General features: G+C 52.4%; 19 protein-coding genes (1 of these 19 running past the window's edge). All 19 read right to left on the bottom strand.

What is annotated here, in order from left to right:
* Window positions 1-548: the 5' end (the start) of an alkaline phosphatase family protein gene (locus NST23_RS10180; protein ID WP_242771949.1), read on the bottom strand. 937 nt of this gene lie to the left of the window's left edge; 548 of the gene's 1,485 nt are visible here — the first part of the coding sequence; its start codon is at window positions 546-548; the stop codon falls past the left edge of the window.
* Window positions 549-697: 149 nt separating this feature from the next.
* Window positions 698-2,200, bottom strand: a complete 1,503-nt coding sequence (locus NST23_RS10175) for a S41 family peptidase (RefSeq protein ID WP_173598579.1) — start codon at window positions 2,198-2,200, stop codon at window positions 698-700.
* A complete protein-coding gene (locus NST23_RS10170; RefSeq protein WP_280649207.1) occupies window positions 2,197-4,197 on the bottom strand; it encodes an S-layer homology domain-containing protein in 2,001 nt (666 codons plus the stop codon). Before NST23_RS10170 ends, NST23_RS10175 begins: the two co-directional genes overlap by 4 nt.
* Window positions 4,198-4,255: 58 nt before the next feature.
* On the bottom strand, window positions 4,256-5,371 hold the full coding sequence (locus NST23_RS10165) for a Nif3-like dinuclear metal center hexameric protein (RefSeq protein WP_287101965.1): 1,116 nt from the start codon (window positions 5,369-5,371) through the stop codon (window positions 4,256-4,258).
* Window positions 5,347-6,081 (bottom strand): tRNA (adenine(22)-N(1))-methyltransferase, encoded by a 735-nt coding sequence (locus NST23_RS10160; RefSeq protein ID WP_281869844.1) that lies wholly within the window; start codon window positions 6,079-6,081, stop codon window positions 5,347-5,349. Before NST23_RS10160 ends, NST23_RS10165 begins: the two co-directional genes overlap by 25 nt.
* A gap of 141 nt (window positions 6,082-6,222) precedes the next feature.
* Entirely contained in the window at window positions 6,223-7,362 is a 1,140-nt protein-coding gene (locus NST23_RS10155; RefSeq protein ID WP_063231415.1) for an acyl-CoA dehydrogenase, read from the bottom strand.
* 139 nt (window positions 7,363-7,501) lie between these two features.
* Entirely contained in the window at window positions 7,502-7,666 is a 165-nt protein-coding gene (locus NST23_RS10150) for a hypothetical protein (RefSeq protein WP_167470280.1), read from the bottom strand.
* A 70-nt stretch (window positions 7,667-7,736) separates the two neighbouring features.
* The gene (locus NST23_RS10145; RefSeq protein WP_340963621.1) at window positions 7,737-8,660 is read right to left on the bottom strand and encodes a hypothetical protein; all 924 of its coding nucleotides are present in this window, start codon (window positions 8,658-8,660) and stop codon (window positions 7,737-7,739) included.
* A 90-nt stretch (window positions 8,661-8,750) separates the two neighbouring features.
* Window positions 8,751-9,878 carry an RNA polymerase sigma factor RpoD gene (gene rpoD, locus NST23_RS10140; protein ID WP_063231413.1) on the bottom strand — a complete coding sequence of 376 codons (1,128 nt, stop codon included), beginning with the start codon at window positions 9,876-9,878 and terminating at the stop codon, window positions 8,751-8,753.
* A gap of 34 nt (window positions 9,879-9,912) precedes the next feature.
* Window positions 9,913-11,775 carry a DNA primase gene (gene dnaG / locus NST23_RS10135; RefSeq protein ID WP_122964082.1) on the bottom strand — a complete coding sequence of 621 codons (1,863 nt, stop codon included), beginning with the start codon at window positions 11,773-11,775 and terminating at the stop codon, window positions 9,913-9,915.
* Window positions 11,776-11,977: 202 nt separating this feature from the next.
* Window positions 11,978-12,814, bottom strand: a complete 837-nt coding sequence (locus NST23_RS10130) for a pyruvate, water dikinase regulatory protein (protein ID WP_063231411.1) — start codon at window positions 12,812-12,814, stop codon at window positions 11,978-11,980.
* A gap of 11 nt (window positions 12,815-12,825) precedes the next feature.
* Complete coding sequence (locus NST23_RS10125; RefSeq protein WP_063231410.1) at window positions 12,826-13,470, bottom strand: helix-turn-helix transcriptional regulator; 645 nt, start codon at window positions 13,468-13,470, stop codon at window positions 12,826-12,828.
* Between the two features lie 122 nt (window positions 13,471-13,592).
* Window positions 13,593-15,662 carry a glycine--tRNA ligase subunit beta gene (gene glyS / locus NST23_RS10120; RefSeq protein ID WP_217022447.1) on the bottom strand — a complete coding sequence of 690 codons (2,070 nt, stop codon included), beginning with the start codon at window positions 15,660-15,662 and terminating at the stop codon, window positions 13,593-13,595.
* A complete protein-coding gene (glyQ, locus tag NST23_RS10115) occupies window positions 15,655-16,578 on the bottom strand; it encodes a glycine--tRNA ligase subunit alpha (protein WP_063231428.1) in 924 nt (307 codons plus the stop codon). Before glyQ ends, glyS begins: the two co-directional genes overlap by 8 nt.
* Window positions 16,579-16,873: 295 nt before the next feature.
* Window positions 16,874-17,647, bottom strand: coding sequence for a DNA repair protein RecO (gene recO, locus NST23_RS10110; RefSeq protein WP_122964084.1), 774 nt, complete (start codon window positions 17,645-17,647; stop codon window positions 16,874-16,876).
* Window positions 17,638-17,793 (bottom strand): YqzL family protein, encoded by a 156-nt coding sequence (locus NST23_RS10105; protein ID WP_083955823.1) that lies wholly within the window; start codon window positions 17,791-17,793, stop codon window positions 17,638-17,640. The genes recO and NST23_RS10105 overlap by 10 nt, the downstream gene beginning before the upstream one ends.
* A gap of 116 nt (window positions 17,794-17,909) precedes the next feature.
* Window positions 17,910-18,827: a GTPase Era gene (gene era, locus NST23_RS10100; protein ID WP_122964085.1), complete on the bottom strand. Its 918-nt coding sequence runs from the start codon at window positions 18,825-18,827 to the stop codon at window positions 17,910-17,912.
* Complete coding sequence (gene cdd, locus NST23_RS10095; protein WP_063231406.1) at window positions 18,820-19,218, bottom strand: cytidine deaminase; 399 nt, start codon at window positions 19,216-19,218, stop codon at window positions 18,820-18,822. Before cdd ends, era begins: the two co-directional genes overlap by 8 nt.
* Window positions 19,219-19,392: 174 nt before the next feature.
* Window positions 19,393-19,764, bottom strand: coding sequence for a diacylglycerol kinase family protein (locus NST23_RS10090; protein WP_122964086.1), 372 nt, complete (start codon window positions 19,762-19,764; stop codon window positions 19,393-19,395).
* Window positions 19,765-19,768 lie beyond the last annotated feature (4 nt).

The following is a 19,768-nucleotide window of genomic DNA, read 5'->3' as shown; positions in this document are numbered from 1 at the left end:
GGACGAAACAGATTCGGCCGCACCAATGTTCCCATGCTCATGATCGTCGGGCCGCTTACCATCTCGCGAAGCCGAAACGAAGTAACAGCGTCCAAAAGCGGCGGCATATGCACCTTGTGCTGCTTGTGGCCGCGGTGAGCAATCACGTTGATCGAGCCTGACACAAGCCCGTGTTCTTCCACGACTTCGTGAATGGTCTTCACCGCTTTGCTGAGATGCCGCTCATTCAAATCGAACAGCACGTTCGTTGCACAATGCGTAATTCCCAGTTTGTGCACAGGAACGGCTCCATTAATATAGTTCACGATTTTGTTCTGCTCGGAATTGAACCAGACCAAGCCCGGTATTTTGTGCTGATCCGGATAAACTCCGGTGATCAGCGAGCAGTCTATTGAAGCCGTCATCGTCGGAAAAACCGTAACGCAATCCGGGATGTACTGGCTATGCTCCATCAAAAAGCGCAGACCCGGCGCTTTGTTCGCTGCAATGCAGCGCTCCAGCACATCTGGCATCATGGAGTCGATCAAAAAAAGAATTACTTTTTTCATCGGTCTGCCATCCTTCGTTCGTCATTAGTGTCGCACCTGATAGTGTTCTGCTTCCTGCTTCCGACTATACCCGCAACAAAACGGTGAGACGTTTTTCACAGAAAAAAACAAGCCTTTGCTGCAATCAACAGCAACGGCTTGTCTTTTTACTAGGAAGTATAGGTCAAGAAGTGGAATCCACCCTTGCTTTGCACTTTCAGGGCAGGGTGCTTTTTCAAATAAGGAGCAAGCTCCACGTATTCATTCTCGCCGATGGCCGGATCTTTCAATAAGTGCGACAAAATAGCTGCCCGGACTTGCAGCCCTCCTGTTCCTTGTTTGAAAAGCGGTTCGACTGTCGGGAACGGGATGCCGTTGATTACAGTATCCCCATCCTCATCGCTCAGTTCCCAAGCGCGCACATTCAAGGATTGCAGAGCTTCGACCACTTGTGCGCCGTAATCTTCCACGACCAAGTCTGGCGTAAGACCGATATGGTTGACGACCGTATGCTTGGGGGTGAAATATTCGTTCAGTGTCAGCTTGAGCGCATCCCCTTCTGACAAAGGGATCACTTGCTGTGCGCTGCCTTTGCCATACGTCTTCGTTCCGACCAGCTTGGCAATGCCGTGATCGCGCAAAGCGCCGGACAGAAGCTCGGAAGCAGAAGCGGTTCCGCCATTCACCAAAATGCGTACAGGAATGCCGATGTCCCGGCCGTTGCGTACCCATGTCTCCACTTCCACACCGTTGCGGTTTGTCGTATACATGAGCAGTCCGTCTTCCATGAACAGGCTTGCGATGTCTCGCGCCGTACTCAAATAGCCGCCGCCATTGTCACGCAAGTCCAGGACAAGCCCGGTCAGCTGCTTTTGGGAGCGTGCAAATTCAAGCAGTTTGTCGCGCATTTGCACAGCGCCATCAGACCCGAACGTTTCCAGACTGATGTAGCCGACCGACCCTTTGTCAAACAACTGACCTTCCGCTTCCGGAAGTGTCATCAGCGCTCTTTTCAGCTTGACCTGAAGCTCACGCTTTTCGGAAGGGCGATATACGACCAATACGGCTTCGGTTCCTTCTGCACCTTTCAAGTAAGCATACGATTCCTCAAAGCTTTTCCCCACCAGGGAGACATCTCCCACCTTCAGCAACTGGTCGCCACGCTTGAGGACAGATGCTGCGGCCGGAGAACCGGAGACGATTTCGCGAATGATGATGTGGTCGTTTTGCATCCGCAGACGGAAGCCGAATCCGACAAACTGATTTTCCACATCAGACTGGAACAGCCGCAGTTCATCTGCTGTAAAAAAGACGGTGTGCGGATCGTCGAGCGTGGAGAGCATCCCGTCGATTGCCCATGTGTTCATCGAAGCGGCATCAAATCCACCTTTTTTCTGCCACTCAGCCAACCGTTGGACGAGTTCTCCAAATGTATCATCCTCGGCGGATACGACAAGCGGCAAATCCTTGCGCTCCTTCGCCTGTTCACTGACGGATTCGAGCGCACCTTTGACCAGCTTTGCCGCTTGCGGCTTGCTTAAATGGCTCTCCATGACGTATCGGAATACTTCTTCTGTTTCCACATAAGGATTTTCTGCTGCCTGGGCTGGCACCTGTTGCCATACCGATACAGCAAGCAGGGCAGTCAGTATCCATCGACTAAACCGCTTCATGGAGTCACCCCTTTTCGTACTTCCTCTGGAATCGACAGCTTGATGCTTTTTGCGTAATCGTATTGATCTGTGCCCGAATAGGCCACGTACTCATCGCTCGAATAAATCTCCTCGTATCGCCACGTATGCTTGACAACGCGATCAGTAGATTTGTCGATGTAGTATTTGTTCATGAACAGTGGCACATCTTTGACTTTGCCACGCTCCAGCAGCAAAGAGGCCGATTGTTCTGCAAGCACACTTCCCGGAATCCATTCCGTAATCACTTCCATCTCGCCGAAAGTCTGCTTGAAGTAGCGCGCGTGCAGCTTGTTCGCCCGCTCTGCAACCGGCAAGGCACCGACCCACTCATGCAAAAAGTCGAGATTGTTCGTGCTATGCCGATCCCATCTCTGCTTTTCGGAGTCGTACGAGTATTGGATATGTTTGCTGCCGTCTGTATAGGTAGCAAGCTTGTCCGATACCAACTTTTGCGGCGATTGATAAAATCCGTTGAGCCTGCTTACCTGGCTGCGCTGGTCAATCTCCTGCGTATACTTAAAGCTGAAACCGCTAAGCACAGCCTCTCCTTGAACCTGATACGAATCGGCGTTGTCGAGGCGGCGCAGCGAGTAACCAAGGTCGCTTACAATCGCAGACTGCTCCTGCAAAGAAGTCAATTCCTGGCGCAACAGCTTGCCCAACTGAACCATTCGACTGTCGGAAGCATTCGGCTTTACGGTCGCAAGCAGGGCACTCGCCTCTTCCAACCTGCCTTCCTGGTACAAGTAATAGCAAGCGTTGAGCAGCGCTTCCGGATTGTTGGCGGAAAATTGCTTGTAGCGCTCCAACGCTTTTTCCGTTTGCCCGCTCTTGATCTCCAATGCACCGAGATAGATGGCCAACGCTTCCCACTCTTTTGAATTTGGCTTCACTTTTTGTTCATAGGTGCTTAACCGCTCCAGCACCTTCGCGAATTGCTTCTGGTCTTTCCCGGCTTGCTGCAAAGCCAAATCATACACATTGGCACTCAACAGTCTGAGCGTGTCCGGCAAAATGATTTTGTTGGCGAAATACGCGTCAATGGCACTCATCGCTTCATCCAGATTGGTGGAAATCTCTGTGCCCGGGTCCCAGCTCAAATAAAAATGAAGCCCGATCCGATTCGCAAATGTCGTGTCCGCAAGCGCTCGCAGCAATTCAAAAGTCGCTTCGGAGTCTTCATGGTTGCGAATCGCGTCAACAGCGCTGACATATGCTGCTTCCTGCTTTGACTTTGGAGCGGTGTACGTTTCGAAATAAGGGAAAAGTTCCTCAATCTCCGGAACCATCGGAAACTTCGTACCATCATAATCCAACAGCGGCAAAATCGTATCCTGCACCAAGTAAGTAATCATGCGGTCGGCAGCCGCTGCTGCCTCTCCCCGCTTCAATTTGTCCGTTCTGTCTCCTTCAAGCCACTTCCAAGCCTTGACTTCTTCCCACGCTTTGCTGCTGTCGGGCGACATCGTGAACATTTGCATGAGCTTTGCCGCTTCTTCTTGCGTAATCGGCTGGTCCGGCTTCATTTCTTCCCCCGGAAAAACTTGCTGGATCGCATTCGGGCCATACAGCCTGTCCAGTACAATCGCTACACGCAAAGTCGGATTGTACACCCACGTCAGACGATCGACGTCTTTATAAGGAAGATACGGTTGGTCAAAGCCTTCCCCTTTTGACCATTCCGCATGTTCAGACAAAAACGTCAACGGGTAGAGCTGATACTGTCCCCCGTTGTACAACCGATCCATCAACGCCAAAAATTCAGCGCGCGACATATCGCGATTCGGGTAAAAGTGCGGAGCGTCAGTACCAGCTGCAAAAAGTCCAGCCTGTACACCTCGAATAATAGACGCTTTGGCCCAATGGTTGCTAATGTCCGAATAGGGCAGAAAGCCCCCAGCCGCAGAAGCGACGCCGGGGGTGAGCAAGGCAGCGACAAGCAACCCGCTTGAGAGCGTTCGAATTAGTTTTTGCACACGAAATCCTCCTACACTTCAGCTAGACGGCAACAAAACGTTTGTGCCGACGTTTGCACTATACAAATTGAAACGGGTCCGTGTGCACAGAGGAAGCAACCACTTTTGTTTCGTAGCCATTTGCTTTCAACTGTTCCAGCAAGTAATCCGCCAGTTTTTGCTTCATGATTTTCTCGATATTGTGGCCGGCATCAATGATGGAAAGCCCGTCCGCCTGCGCATCGTGGGCGATATGGTAGCCGATATCTCCCGTCAGGAGCACATCTGCGTCTTTGAAAATCGCCTTGGAAGCAAAAGAACTGCCATCCCCGCCTACAACAGCCACCTTTTTGACCGTTTCATCGAGATTTCCAACGACGCGAAGCCCTTGCAGCGAAAAGCGTTCTTTCACCAGTTGGGCCAAATCACGCAAGGTCAGCGGAGTCGGCAAATAGCCGATTCGGCCAATGCCGTACGCCTGGCCGGATTGGTCCAGCGGAATCACATCATAAGCCACTTCCTCGTAAGGATGAGCGGCTTGCATCGCTTTGATGACAGCCGCTTGTCGGGAAGCAGGCACTACCATCTCGATCCGCACTTCCTCGACATGCTCCAGCTTGCCTTGCGAGCCGATATGCGGATTGGTTTCGTCTCCTGGCAAAAAGGTTCCTGTCCCTTCCACCTGGAAGGAGCAATGGCTGTAGTTGCCGACGTGTCCTGCACCCGCCTCGGACATAGCGGTAAACACAGCCTCTTTGTGCGTCGCCGGAACGAAGACGACGAGCTTTTTCCACGCTTCTTTTTGCAGCACATCCAAAACGTCCAGGTCGACCAGTCCGATGGCTTCAGCCAGCCAATCGTTCATGCCTCCTACTGCCACATCCAGATTCGTATGAGCGGTATAAACCGCGATGTCATGTTTGATCAACTTTTCAAAAACGCGCCCTGCCGCCAGGTCTGTCCGCAAATGCTTGAGCGGGCGATAAATGACGGCGTGGTGAGCGACGATCAAGTCTACCCCTTCGGCAATAGCTTCATCCACCACGGATTCGAGCACGTCAAGCGCGACCATGACTTTTTGCACTTTCTTTTGCAGCGTGCCTACGTGGAGACCAATTTTATCCCCTTCCATCGCCAACGATTTTGGCGCCAAACGCTCTACGTACTGAATTACGGTTTGTCCGTGTGCAAGCATGCGATCACCTCATCTATCCATTTGACTTCTTGTTCGATTTCCGCAATTCTTTGGGCGGCTTCCGGCTTGTCCGACCGCTTCAGCTGGCCCAGGACCTTTTGCCACTTTTCTCTTTCATGCTGCCATTTTTCCGCGAGAATGGGCGACTTTTCTTCCCAGAGGAACGGACCGATGCGGATGAGGTCTTCTTGCGGACGATCTTTGTTTTCGTAAGGAAAAAGGGGGGCTCCCCGTTCTGCCACCAATATCTCGTAAATGATGCCGTCTTCTTGCACAATCGTCTCGGCAACCAATTGCCAGCCTTGTTTCAGCATCCAGCGACGCACGATCTCTTCCCCTACATTCGGTTGCAGAATCAGGCGCTGGACCCCTTCCAGCTTAAGAAGTCCTTCCTCCAAAATGGAAACGATCAGTTGTCCGCCCATTCCGGCAATGCAGACGACGTCAACTTCGCCCGGTTCGAGCACGGCAAGGCCGTTTCCTTTTCTGACTGCGGCACGATCTTTGAGTTGCAGCGTATGTATTTGCTTTTTGGCTGCCTGAAAAGGACCTTCGTTCAACTCTCCGGCAATTACGAACGAGGCAATTCCTTTTACAAGCAAATAAGAAGCCAACAACGCATGATCCGACCCGATGTCGGCGACGCGGGCTCCTTCTGGACAGTAGCGGGCAATCGTTTGCAGCCGCTTGGAAATTGTTAATGATGTCATTTATGTCTTCACCTTCCGTTGCCTCTATTCTACCCTATTTGGCAGCAATTGCGAAATGCAAAATCGCTGACAGCCGTCGCGCAAAGAACGACAAAATCCTCGCCGGACGAGCAGCGAGGATTCCAGATTGTCCAAATAATGTTAGCAGCCGATTTCTCTGGCGATGACGTTGCGCAAAATTTCTGACGTACCTTCTCCGATTTCCAGCAAGCGGGCATCGCGGAAGAAACGCTCCACCTGATACTCGCGCATATAACCGTAGCCGCCGTGAATCTGAATCGCCTGATGGGTAGCGGACATCGCTACTTCCGACGCGTAAAGCTTCGCCATAGCCGCTTCTTTTGTAAACTTGCGCCCGTGGTCCTTGAGCCACGCTGCTTTGTAGACCATCGTTCTCGCCAGGTCGATTTGCATGGCCATATCAGCCAGCTTGTGCTGAATTGCCTGGAACTGGCTCAACGAATTGCCAAAAGCGGTGCGCTGCTTCGCGTATTGCAGGGCTTTGTCGTAGGCTGCCTGCGCGATTCCTACCGCCATCGCTCCAATCCCGATGCGTCCGCCATCGAGCGTAATCAAAAATTGCTTGAAGCCCTCTCCGCGTTTGCCGAGTATGTTTTCTTCGGGCACACGGACATTTTCCAGCACCAGCTCTGTCGTATTGGAGCTGTGCAGGCCAAGCTTCTCGTAGTTCGCCAAAACACTGAAGCCAGGAGCGTCTGTCGGGACGATAAAGGCAGAAATGCCCCGTGAGCCTTTATCCTTGTCCGTCACGGCTGTCAACGCCAGAAACGATGCGTAGGAAGCGTTCGTAATAAAACATTTGGAACCGTTGATCACCCATTCCCGGTCAGACAAAACGGCCGTCGTCTTCGTGCCGCCTGCATCCGAGCCTGCGTTTGGTTCTGTGAGGCCAAATGCCCCGAAGCTCTCACCGGAACAGACTTTGCTCAAATACTTCTGCTTCTGCTCCTCAGTTCCAAACAAATACAGCGGAGCGCCGCCAAGCGAGATGTGCGCCGAATACGTAATCCCTGTGGAGCCGCAAGCCCGACTCAACTCTTCGACCACAATCGCAAAGCTCGTAGAGTCGCCCCCTCCTCCGCCGTACTCTTCCGGAAACGGCAGACCCATCAAGTTCAACTCGCTCATCTGCTTGAATATTTCGACAGGAAATTGCTTGGTGCGGTCCCGCTCATCTGCGCCAGGCGCTACGACTTCATCGGCAAACTCCCGCATCATTTTTTTGAGCATTTGCTGCTCGACAGTCAAATCGAAATTCATGTTTCGCTGCCCCCTTGAAAACGCTTTAGTTAAGAAATACCAAGACAAGCACTATTATGACTGAGCGTTTGTTCAGAATACTCTTTCCATTATACACCACGATTGGCTTGTATGTGTGATTTCCACAAAAAAAACACGCCTATCGCTGGCGTGCTCCTATGAAGATCGCTCCGACAAAAGCAAGAGCGCCCAATATGTATCCGATGCTGTATGTTTTTGCACCCATCAACTGTGCAGCCGTTTCCCCCGCGAGAAAGACGACAGCCAGCAATATGCCGATCAACACCTTCGTTTTGCTCTCCAATTACCCTCACCTCATTTTCTCTCTAACCCAATTGTAACAAATCGGTCAGCCGAAAAAAACGGGAGGATCATCATAAGCGAAGCCAGGTGTACCAATAGCCGCGCGTGAAGAAAAAGAGTGCGGAAGCCAAAAAGACTTTGATAAATAACAAAAGCTGGATCACATCACGCTTCGCTTCCGAAATGTACAGCGCCTGAATCTCTGCGCCAAAGAACGAAATCAGTCCGCACACAGCAAAAACTCCCGCCCACTTCGGATTTCCGCTGTTCATTAAAAAGCCAAGCCCTGTCAGCAGGCAAGCAAGCGGAACCCAGTAAAGCTCCGATTTCCACCACGTGTAGCCTTCCCCGATGCGCTGCACGGTAGCAAAACCGTAAATAAGCGCCAAGCCGAGCATGCCGCAGTAAAGCAAATAGGCGTAGCCAAAAATGAAGGCACTCAGGCACAAAAGCACGCAAACCACGCCTAAATACAAAAGAGTCAGTGCCATGGAGCCGTTCAGTTGCTGAATGCAATAAATTCCTCCCGCGATGAGCAAGACGAAGCAAAACGTTAGAAACAAATGGGTCAGCGGGGGTGCCTGGCGGCGAAATGCGTATCCCAGAATATAGAAAACGAGAGCGAAACAGGCAAAGATGGTAATTTGCATTGGTGTCGTAAAACGGTTAAAATGAAAAGCAAGCAAGATCAAACCAGCAATAACAAAGGCGCCAAGGAGCCAGGCCATCACCATTTTTCCCGTAACCGGAGCAACCGTTCTGGTTGCGTAGGCATACGATGCAGATGGCGATGAGTTGCCTGTCGCAACCCCTGCTCCAGATGCCAGCGCATCCGCTCTCTTCCCTTCTCCCCTGCCCGCGGATGCGGGAATGCTCGGTCGATCCCCTTCTGTATACAGGTTTAACAGGAAAATGCAGTAATGTTCAGGCAGCAGATGATTGCGCCGCCAGTTTTCAATCTCAGCTATGATGGTTCGCTTGCGCTGGTCGTCCAACGCGGCCCCTCCTTACTCGTGACAGAAAATGATGTAGAAAAAGAAAAGCCTACGTCGGCTAAAACGTAGGCCACATACTTCTTATATCGGCTATTCCAAGAAATCTTTTAAGCGTTTGCTTCTACTCGGATGGCGAAGTTTGCGTAGTGCTTTCGCCTCAATTTGACGGATGCGCTCACGAGTGACGCCGAATACTTTGCCCACTTCTTCCAGTGTGCGGGTACGTCCGTCATCCAGACCGAAGCGCAAGCGAAGAACGTTTTCTTCACGATCAGTCAACGTGTCCAGCACGTCTTCGAGCTGCTCTTTCAACAGTTCATACGCAGCAGCATCAGATGGCTCCAGCGCGTCCTGATCTTCGATGAAGTCGCCCAGGTGAGAATCGTCTTCTTCCCCGATCGGCGTTTCCAGCGAAACAGGCTCTTGAGCAATCTTCATGATTTCCCGAACCTTTTCCGGGGTCAGATCCATTTTTTCCGCGATTTCTTCCGGCATCGGCTCGCGTCCAAGCTCCTGAAGAAGCTGACGGGAAACACGAATCAGCTTGTTGATGGTTTCCACCATATGCACCGGAATCCGGATCGTACGTGCCTGGTCTGCAATCGCGCGCGTAATCGCCTGACGAATCCACCAAGTCGCGTACGTACTGAACTTGTAGCCTTTGCGGTAATCAAATTTTTCTACCGCTTTAATCAGTCCCATGTTTCCTTCCTGAATCAGGTCAAGGAACAACATGCCGCGTCCTACATAACGCTTGGCAATCGATACAACCAACCGCAAGTTTGCTTCGGCCAGTCGTCTCTTCGCTTCCTCATCCCCTTGCTCAATCCGCTGGGCCAGTTTGATCTCCTCTTCTGCGGAGAGCAGAGGAACACGACCGATTTCTTTCAGGTACATCCGTACAGGGTCATTGATCTTAATTCCAGGTGGAACGGAGAGATCGTCAAAGTCGAATTCTTCGTTGTCCTCATCCTTCATGATCATTTCGTCGACTTCATCGTCGTCGTCATTCTCATTGTTGTTAATCTCGATACCTTGATCACCCAGGTATTCGAAAAACTCATCCATCTGATCGGAATCCTGTTCAAATGCTGCGAGGCGATCTGTAATTTCCTTGTACGACAAAACGCCGCGTTTCTTGCCTAATTCGACCAACTGCTCCTTCACTTGTTCGATGGACATTGCTTCCATGTCAGAAGTGATATTTTGCTTGTTCATCTACTTTCCCTCCTTCCCCGGGAATGATCTGAAGCTACCCTTCTTTTAAAGCATTTTCCAATTCAAGAATCTTCATCCCTGTTAAGGCAGCTTGAATTTCCAGTTGTTTGCGCGCATCCTCGCTGTCCGCTGCGGCCGCTTGGAGGTGTAAGCTCCGCTGCTCATCGCGCAATCGTTCCAACTCGGCACGCTTCGGGTAGTTATTCACTTGTTTGATGTAGTCACCGATCTCTAAATCGGATACGTCTTCCTTGCACTCCATCATGGCCAATCCCGAGGCTAATTGCTTTAACAAATCGTCTTGCACGTAATGTATGAACCCTCCAGGGTCTTCCGGGTTTCCCTCTGCGTAGTAGGCGTACAGGTAGGCAGCCAGCGCATCGTGTTCGTCCACTTGAAAGTGGGCGCTGCATTCCTCCTGGACGCGGGCGGCGATTTCTTCATTCCGCATCATGTAGTACAGCAGCATGCGCTCAGCCGTGTGGTAAGCGGGTGGCAGTGTTTTCGCGAGCGTAACTTTGCCATTATTTATACTATTATTCCATGCTGACGGCACTTTATCCCTTTGGCGTTCACTTTTTTGCTGTTTATAAACGCGTTTGGACTCCCATTTCAAATCGCCGAGAGTAAGGGAATATTCATCCGCCAATTGCCGCAAATACATATCCCGCTCCACCGGGCTTTCCAGCTCGTTGATGATTTCCACGGCTTTGGCGATCAAGCGGGCCTTGTCCGTCTCATCATGTATTACGATCTGGCTTCGTAAATGTTTCAAGCGAAAAGCCGTAACCGGCATCGCCTGCAGCAGCACTTGCTGAGAAAAGGCTTCAGCACCGTGCTGGCGTATGTAATCATCTGGATCGACACCTTGCGGCAAAGGAGCTACCCGAACGATGAGACCCGCCTGCTGCAGTATGTGGATTGCCTTGCTTGTCGCTTCCTGACCAGCAGCATCTCCGTCGTAGCACAGCACGACCGAATCGACATTGCGGCGAATCATCCGTGCCTGCTGCTCGGTCAAAGCGGTCCCCAGCGTAGCAACTCCTTGGGGAAAACCCGCCTGCCATGCCGAAATGACATCGACATACCCTTCAAACAGTAGTGCCTGCTTCCTCTTTCTAATATACGGACGGGCACGGTGAAGGTTGAACAGGGTAGCGCTTTTGTTAAACAAAAGGCTTTCCGGGCTGTTTAAGTACTTCGGTTGAGATTTTGGCTGAGAGCCGGCCAAGAGGCGGCCGCCGAATCCGATGACATTTCCCTGGGTGTCCTGGATCGGGAACATGATTCGTCCCCGGAAGCGATCAAATACTTTTCCTCCATCGCTTTTTGCCAAGAGACCAGCGTCCACCATCAACTCCTGTGAAAAACGCCGTTTTTTCAAAAACTGCGTCACGAAATCCCAGGAATCCGGGGCAAAGCCGATCTGAAACTCGGCAATCGTCTGAGGAGACATTCCGCGCTTGGCTAAATACTTCATCGCCTCCACGCCATATGGCGTCTCCGTCAGCACGTAGTGGTACAGCTTCGCGACAAGCTGATGCGCTTCCTGCATGGCTTGCTTCGAGCGCTTTTCTGGAGATTCCTCTACTTGCTGTGTCTGGGGCACGGCGATCCCGGCACGCTCCGCCAATTTGTGCAATGCCTCTGGGAACGTCAGCTGCTCCAGTTTCATTAAAAAGGAAAAGACATCCCCACCTGCCCCGCAGCCAAAGCAATGAAAAAACTGTCGCTCTGCATTCACATTGAAGGAAGGGCTCTTTTCAGAGTGAAACGGACATAGACCGAGAAAGGCACGACCGCTTTTTCTCAGTTGAACGTACTCTCCTACAACGTCTACGATGTCGACAGCGGCACGCACTTGGTTCACAAATTCATCTGAAGTGGGACCTGTCATGTCTTTCCACCTTTTTAGGAGAATCGCACGATGAGATTATTTAGTTCGTCAAAATTCGTCAAATTCCTTCTTTGTCTTAAACTTCTTTTCTTCTTTTCTACTTTTCCACATTTCCGCGAGCAATAAACGCTCTTGCGGCTCCTGGGGAACAAACCTTTCCTAACTGATTTTCTACAAAAGTCGTCAAATTCCTTCTTTTGACCTATTTCCTTTCACTTCGGAGATTGTTTTTGCGAATGATCTCCAAAATGATGTTGGCTGTTTCCTCTACTGCCTTGTTGGAAACGTCAATGACCTTGCAGCCCAATCGGTCAATAATCCGCTTGGAGTAAGCAAGCTCCTCTGTAATCCGGTCCAGGTTCGCGTAATTGGCTTGCGCCGTCAATCCGAGCGCTTTGAGTCGTTCGGTACGAATGCCGTTCAACTGCTCCGGATTGATGGTCAACCCGATACACCGCTCCTGCGGAAGCTGGAACAGCTCTTCTGGCGGCTCCACTTCCGGGACAAGCGGAACGTTCGCCACTTTCAGGCGCTTGTTTGCCAAGTACATGGAGAGCGGCGTCTTGGAGGTGCGCGATACGCCGATCAGCACAACGTCCGCCCGCAAAAGTCCGCGTGGATCGCGTCCGTCATCGTACTTGACGGCGAACTCGATGGCGTCCACCTTGCGGAAATACTCCTCGTCCAGTCTGCGCACAAGCCCCGGCTTGCCAGTCGGCGGCTCCTTCAGCATGCCTTGCAGCGTGTTCATGAGCGGACCCATGACGTCAATGGCCGGAATGCTGTGGATCGCCGCCTGCTGGGTGATATAGGCGTTCAATTCCGGGATGACCAGCGTAAAGACGATCATCGCCTTCGATTCTTTTGCAGAGGCAATGATTTCGTCGATGGATTCCTTGTCTTCTATGTAGGGATACTTTTGCACATCGAACAAAAAACGGTCAAATTGACTGGCTCCTGCGCGAACGACAAGCTCAGCCGTTTCGCCAATGGAATCCGAGACCACGTAGATGAGCTGTCCTTGTTGGTTACCTTGCATCCATTCTCCTCCTACACTTTCGGTTCGCTGCCCAATTCAACAAATGCTTTGGCGATCGTCGTCTTCGTAACCCGTCCCATCAATTCCATCTGTCTCGGGTCCTCATCGCTGGGTCGTACGACAGGCAAGGAGTCGATCTGAAAATCGATCAGCTTCTTCGCCGCTGCGTACAAGGTTTCCTCCGGGCCACAAGTGATGATATTCGGCATCCTGGACATGATGATGCTGACCGGCACATCTTCCAGCGTCTTGTTGCCGAGCGAAGCGCGCAAAAGGTCCTTGCGGGAGATGACGCCAGCCAAATATCCTTTTTGATTGACGACGAACAACGTTCCGACATCCTCCAGAAAGAGGGTAACGATTGCATCGTAAGCGGAGGCGGACTCGGAAACTACGATCGGCACCGCCTTGTAATCATTGACGATCAGTTTGTGAAGCCGTTCACTAATGACGGAGCTTGCTGGTCTGCCGGCATAAAAATACCCGACCCGAGGTCTGGCTTCTAAATATCCTGACATCGTGAGGATGGAGAGATCAGGGCGCAAAGTAGCGCGAGTCAGATTGAGGCGCTCCGCGATATGCTCGCCCGTAATCGGCCCGTCATCCTTCACTATCTGTAAGATCTGCTCTTGACGCTTGGTAAGCTCGATGACCAATCACCCCGGTTCTGTCTTTACCTCTTCCTAGTATTACTCTATTCGACCGGATATTCCTTCTTTCGCGCGGAAAAAAGGTGCCCCCGTCTCATTATAGGACGGAGGCACCAGCCTATTCGTTGTTAGGCAAATACAATTTTCGCGAAATCGGCATAGGCGTTCAAAAGACGGGAGATGCAAAGAAGCATGCCCAGTCGGTTCGCGCGAACAGCCTGATCTTCCGCCATAACCATGACTTTATCGAAAAACGCCTGAATCGGCTCGCGCAGCGTCGAGAGCGTCGCCAAAATTTTCGCTTGGTCATCCAGTCCTTGCACTTCTTTGGCGACAGACTGGTAAGACTGGTACAGATTGCGCTCGGCTTCTTCGGCGAACAGCGCTTCGTTCACGCTGTCGGATTCCGCTTTTTGCGCGAGGTTGTTCACCCGCGTAAACTGCTCGACGATCAGCTTGAAGTCCTCAGCTGCAACAGTCGCCATCAGCGCCTTCGCTTTTGCCAGCACATCGGGAACTTTGGTCAAATCTGCGCTCAACACGGCGTCGATCACATCGTAGCGCACGTTGTTTTCTTGCAGAACGTTTTTCAGACGAAGGGCGAAGAAATCGACCAGATCCTTTTTCACTTCTTCTGCCGTCCGTTTGCTTACGCCTTGTGCACTGTAGCCTTCGAGCGCTGCATCCCACAGTTCGTCGAGGGACAGCTGCCAGTTGCGTTCCAGCAAAATGCTGACAATCCCCGCTGCCATCCGGCGCAGACCGTATGGGTCCTGGGAACCTGTCGGCACGATCCCGATGGCAAAGCAGCCGACGATCGTATCCAGCTTGTCAGCCATGCTCGCGATTGCTCCCTGTGCGGAAGCAGGCATCAGGTCGCCAGCGAAACGTGGCAAATAGTGCTCGAACACACCGCGCGCCACGAGTTCGGACTCTCCTGCCTTGCGGGCGTAATCCTCACCCATGATGCCTTGCAGTTCCGGGAACTCGCCGACCATGTTGGTCACGAGGTCAAACTTGGCGATTTCTGCGATTCGGTCTACTTGTTTGGCTTCTTCTGCACTTACTCCGAGCTTGCTTGCAATCAGACCCGCTGTTTTGCGCACGCGGCGAACTTTGTCTCCAATCGTTCCCAGCTCCTCGTGGAAGACGATTGTCTCCAGCCGCTTGAGGCAGCTGTCGATGGACAGCTTCTGGTCCTCTACATAGAAGAAACGGGCGTCAGACAGACGGGCGCGCAGCACTTTTTCGTTTCCTTTTGCTACATTTTCCAGAGCGCGGCTATCGCCGTTGCGCACGGTAACGAAATGATTGAGCAGTTGTCCCTGCGCATTTTCCACCGGGAAATAGCGTTGATGCTCGCGCATGGAAGTGACCAGTACTTCGCGCGGAATCGTCAAAAACTCTGCTTCAAACGTGCCGTACAGCGCTGTCGGATACTCGACCAGATGGACGACTTCATCCAGAAGCCCCTCATCCATCGGGATCGTCCAGCCGTGTTCCTGCTCCAAACGGCGGATTTGCTCCACGATCGTCGCCCTGCGCTCTTGCGGGTCGACCATGACGTGCTGTTCCGCCAGCTTGCTTACGTACTCACTGGGGTGAGCGAGCGTCACTTCTGTCCCGAGGAAGCGATGGCCGCGGGAGATGCGTCCGCTTTTTACTCCGGCGATCTCCAGGTCAATCAATTCATCGCCGAACAGGGCTACCAGCCAGCGAATCGGGCGAACGTATTTCAAGTCTCTCGCGCCCCAGCGCATATTTTTCGGGAAGCTCATGCCTGCAATCACTTCGGAGAGGTGCGGCAAAATTTCTGTCGTCGCCTTGCCCGCTTCCGCTTTTCTCGCGTGCACGTATTCTACGCCGTTCACTTCTTTAAAGTACAAGTCGTTCGGGTCGACGTTGTTGCTGCGTGCGAAGCCAAGCGCTGCCTTGGACCAGTTGCCCGCTTCGTCCTGTGCGATTTTCTTTGCCGGACCTTTCGCTTCGTCGTTGCGATCCGGCTGCTTCTCAGCGAGTCCGGTAATCAGCAAAGCGAATCGGCGTGGCGTCTCCAGCGCAGTAATCTGGTCGAAGGGAACGCGCTCTGCCGTCAGCCACTTCTCCACTTTTTCCTTGAATTGCGATGCTGCCAGGGCCACAAACCGCGCTGGCATTTCTTCCAGACCTACTTCTACGAGCAAATCGCGTTTACTCATTTGTATCCTCTCCCTTCACCTGTGCCGTTTCTTCCTCGTGTGTGCCGTCTTTTTTCAAAAGCGGGAAGCCGAGACGCTCGCGCTCTGCGTAGTACGTTTGTGCCACTTCGCGGGACAAATTGCGGACACGTGCGATGTAGCCGGTGCGCTCTGTCACGCTGATCGCCCCTCTGGCGTCCAGCAGGTTGAACGTATGCGAACATTTCAGCACGTAATCGTACGCCGGATAGACCAGGCGCTCTTTCATCAGCCGTTTTGCTTCTGCTTCGTATGTGTTGTAAAGCGTGAACAGCATGTCTACGTCAGACAGCTCAAACGTGTATTTGGAGTGCTCGTATTCAGGCTGCAAGAACACGTCTCCGTACGTGTAGCCGTTGCACCATTCCAGATCGAACACATTTTCCTTTTCCTGAATGTAAGAAGCCAGGCGTTCCAGACCGTACGTCAGCTCAACGGCAACCGGTTTGCACTCCAGACCGCCGACTTGCTGGAAGTAGGTGAACTGGGTGATTTCCATACCGTCGAGCCAAACTTCCCAGCCAAGCCCCCATGCGCCCAGACCCGGATGCTCCCAGTTGTCTTCCACGAAGCGGATGTCGTGCTCCAGCGGTTCAATCCCCAGTTGGCGCAGACTCTCCAAATACAGCTCCTGGATGTTGTCCGGCGACGGCTTCATGATCACCTGAAACTGGTGGTGCTGGTACAGACGGTTCGGGTTTTCCCCGTAGCGGCCATCCGCCGGGCGACGGGACGGCTCCACGTACGCCACGTTCCACGGCTCAGGTCCGATGGAGCGCAAAAATGTCATCGGGTTCAGTGTACCCGCTCCTTTTTCCACGTCGTACGGCTGCACGATCAGGCAATTTTGCTTGGCCCAAAAGTTTTGCAGCGTCAAAATGATGTCTTGAAATGTCATTTTCATGCTCTTTTCCTCCTCCAAAAATAAAAACCTCCCGCCTCTACACTGTCTGCAAAACGACAGTGTAGGGACGAGAGGATTCTCGCGGTTCCACCCTACTTGGCGAATACGTTCTTCGCCCACCTTCTAAAGACCAAATTGCTCCGGAATGCCCTTCATCAGCGTGGTGACCGGGCTTTCACCTTCCCCGGTTCGCTTTTTGCACACAGTGGCCGACTACTCTTTTCCTTCATGGCAACGTTCGGTATGTAAGTTTGTTCCTTATCATAACGAAAAGAAAATCGAATGTCAATCAGTCACTGTCGGACTGGGCCATCCTTTCCATTCGCTCCAGTTGTTCCAGAAATGCGCGACTTTTCAGCCTCAGATCAAGATGCTCGTCCATGAAGCTGCGAATCACATGCTTGAGCTGGCTGCGCGTCGCCGGCTTCACCTCGATGTCGCCCAAACGTTCCAAATCAAATACCTGGAACAGCCGCAACAGCTTCCAGGTAGAAGGCGTGACCGCCAGTGCATACGGGTCTGATGGCTGGCAAGACGGGCACAGCAACCCGCCCTGCGATACACTGATCGCATAAGGCTCCCGCTGTTGTCCGCAGTTCGCACAAGCTGACAGCTGCGGCGAAATCCCGGCTACAATCAGCATCTTCACCTCGAAAATCCGGCACAAAATTTCCGGGTCCACCCCTTCGTCCAGATAGCGAAACGTCTGCAGCAATAGCTGGAACAAATACGGATTCGGCTCCCGTTCATGTGTCAATCGATCCAAAAGCTCTGCTATGTAAGCGGCATAAGCCGTCGCAGTGAGGGCTTGCCGCATGTCCCGGAAGGAATCCACGATGTCACCCTGCGACAGATCGGGCATTCCCGCTCCGGGCCCTGCCTTGCACAGAAAATAACCGTGCGAAAACAACTGGGAGACGGCGGCAAGACGGCTCTTGGTCTTTTTAGCACCGCGCGCCATCACGCCTAGCTTGCCGTTCTCCCTGGTAAACAACGTCACCACTTTGCTGGACTCGCCATAGTCCACGCTGCGAATGACAATCCCTTCCCATTTTACAAGCATGCCTGCGAGTCACCCAATTCTTCCTGGGCAAAATCAAGCAGAACGTCTTCTGAAGAGCCTTCCGCCTGATGGTGATCGCGGTAGAGAAGGTAAGCATGGATGTCACCGGTTGAAGCGAAAACTCTCCAAGAAAAGTCACGAAGCATGGAGCATCATCCTTTCCTGTATCGGGTCTATCCACTTCCTTCTTAGAATCACCTGCGCCCGTTATTATATGCCTTGGAAAAATTAACACGAATGAAAACGAAGGACAGCCATCTGCCTATTCTTCGTTGTAAAAGCCGAAGTTGCGCAGCATCCGCTCCTGGTTGCGCCAGTCCTTTTTCACCTTGATCCACAGCTCCAGGAATACTTGATCCCCCATCAGCCGCTCGATATCTTTTCTCGCCCGTCTGCCAATTTCTTTCAGCATCTGGCCTTTTTGTCCGATCAAAATGCCGCGCTGCGAATCGCGTTCCACGTAAATCGCCGCGTAAATGTACAGCGTCTTCCCGTTTTCGCCGCGCTTCATTTCCTCCACGACGACAGCAATCGAATGGGGCACTTCTTCGCGGGTCAAATGCAGAACTTTTTCGCGAATCAACTCGGCCACGACAAAACGCTCCGGATGATCGGTCACCTGGTCGGCCGGGTAGAACATCGGCCCTTCTTCCATTTCCCCCATGATCGCTTCGGTCAAGGAAGCAGTGTTGTTGCCCTCCAAGGCGGAAATCGGAACGATCTGCTTGAAATCGTACAACTGGCGGTAATCGTCGATAATCGGCAACAGCGCTTCCGGATGAACCTTGTCAATTTTGTTGATCACCAAAAATACCGGAGTCTTAACTTGCTTCAGCCGCTCGATGATGTAGTCGTCACCCGCTCCGCGCTTTTCGGTCGCGTCTACCACAAACAGCACGAGGTCGACTTCATTGAGCGTATTTTCAGCCACCGACACCATGTAGTTGCCCAGCTTGGATTGCGGCTTGTGAATCCCCGGCGTATCGATGAAGATGATTTGCCCTGCTTCCGTCGTATGAACAGCGGTGATTTTGTTGCGCGTCGTTTGCGGCTTATTGGACATGATTGCGATCTTGTGGCCGACGACGTGGTTCAGCAGCGTCGATTTCCCTACGTTCGGGCGCCCCACAATAGATACGAATCCTGATTTGAATGATTGTTTGGTCTTGCGGTTATCCACGTAAATCCTCCTTGGAAAATGCCCCCGGCAAAAGGGCAGATACTGTTGTTTCCTCGACGTCGCCTTTCAGGTTGGTCAAGTATACAGGCATGTCCGGCGGGCAAAGCTCAGCCAACACCTGACGGCACGCGCCGCACGGAGACACCGCTCCAGGGGTGTCCGCCGCCACTGCCAGCGCCTTGAACGTGCGGTCCCCCTCCGAATAAGCTTTGAACAGGGCCGTACGCTCTGCGCAGTTGCACAGCGAGTATGCAGCGTTTTCGATATTGCCGCCCAAATAAACCTTGCCGCTCTCACACAGCAGCGCTGCGCCCACCTGAAACTTGGAGTAAGGCACATACGCCAGTTCTCTTGCTTGGATCGCACCAGCAAGCAATGCTTGTTTATCCATTCTCATCATTCCTCTTATGCGTAGTCTCTACTATTTTTTCTGAAGGGGCGCATTATGGTCCATCCTGACGACGGGACGCCAAGAGACCAGACTTTACGGCCTCCCAGTAAGGCCCGTCCGGTCGTTCTCATGGCACAAACTTTGCGTTCCCCCAGTCAAATCGCTGCTTCCGGGCTACCCCGCTATTTTTTGCAACAGCGGCGGCCCGAAGACGATAAACCCGATGATGGCAGACAGGATAGCCGCTACGAGCACTGCTCCGGCGCAAGCATCCTTGGCTATTTTCGCCTTTTCATGCCACTCGGGAGAAGCGAGGTCAACGGTCGCTTCTACGGCCGTATTCACCAGCTCCAGCGAAAAAACAAGGCCGATAGAAAAAAAGACCAGCAAAACATCGCTGCGGGGAATTTGCAGCCACCAGGCCGCCGCCAAAACGATTACAGCAGCGGCTACGTGGATTTGCATGTTTCGCTGTGTCTTTACGGTATGCCCAATTCCTTGCATGGCGTACGAAAAGCTACTCGCCATTCTTCGGAGTTCTTTCAACGTA

The organism is Brevibacillus sp. FSL K6-0770, assembly GCF_038000275.1.
GTDB classification, from domain to species: Bacteria; Bacillota; Bacilli; order Brevibacillales; family Brevibacillaceae; genus Brevibacillus; species Brevibacillus parabrevis.
Note: the sequence above shows the minus strand (reverse complement) of the source record. Positions and strands in the feature narration are given on the sequence as shown.